The following is a 1,007-nucleotide window of genomic DNA, read 5'->3' on the forward strand; positions in this document are numbered from 1 at the left end:
AAGATTTTAGCTACAACACCAGCACCAACTGTACGGCCACCTTCGCGGATTGCGAAACGTAGACCTTCGTCCATTGCGATTGGAGCGATTAGCTCAACAGTCATTTGAACGTTGTCACCTGGCATTACCATTTCTACGCCTTCTGGTAGAGTGATATCGCCTGTTACGTCAGTTGTACGGAAGTAGAACTGTGGACGGTAACCCTTGAAGAAAGGAGTGTGACGGCCGCCTTCGTCTTTAGAAAGTACGTATACTTCAGACTCAAACTTAGTATGTGGGTTGATTGAACCTTTAGCAGAAAGTACTTGGCCACGTTCAACGTCATCACGCTTAGTACCACGTAGAAGTGCACCAACGTTCTCACCTGCACGACCTTCGTCAAGCAGTTTACGGAACATTTCAACACCAGTACAAGTAGTAAGAGTAGTTTCTTTGATACCAACGATTTCTACTTCGTCACCTACGCGTAGGATACCGCGCTCGATACGACCAGTAACTACTGTACCACGACCTTGGATTGAGAATACATCTTCAATAGGAAGTAGGAACGGTAGATCAACAGCACGCTCTGGAAGTGGAATGTAAGAATCTAGTGCTTCTGCAAGCTCAACGATCTTGTCTTCCCACTGCTTTTCGCCGTTTAGAGCGCCAAGTGCAGAACCTTGAATTACTGGAAGGTCGTCTCCTGGGTACTCGTACTCAGAAAGAAGTTCACGAACTTCCATTTCTACTAGCTCAAGTAGCTCTTCGTCATCAACCATGTCACATTTGTTCATGAATACGATGATGTAAGGGATACCAACTTGACGACCAAGTAGGATGTGCTCACGAGTTTGTGGCATAGGGCCATCTGTAGCAGCAACAACTAGGATACCGCCGTCCATTTGAGCAGCACCAGTGATCATGTTTTTAACATAATCGGCGTGTCCAGGACAGTCTACGTGTGCGTAGTGACGTTCAGGAGTATCGTACTCAACGTGAGAAGTTGCGATTGTGATACCGCGCTC

Annotated in this window: 1 protein-coding gene; it reads right to left on the minus strand. The window is 46.7% G+C overall.

Annotated features, from left to right (window positions below):
• The coding region (gene tuf, locus BCU75_RS15355; protein ID WP_102474349.1) for an elongation factor Tu at positions 1-1,007 on the minus strand (1,007 nt) is incomplete at both ends.

The sequence above is a fragment of the Vibrio splendidus genome (genome assembly GCF_002873455.1).
Classification (GTDB): Bacteria; Pseudomonadota; Gammaproteobacteria; order Enterobacterales; family Vibrionaceae; genus Vibrio; species Vibrio splendidus_J.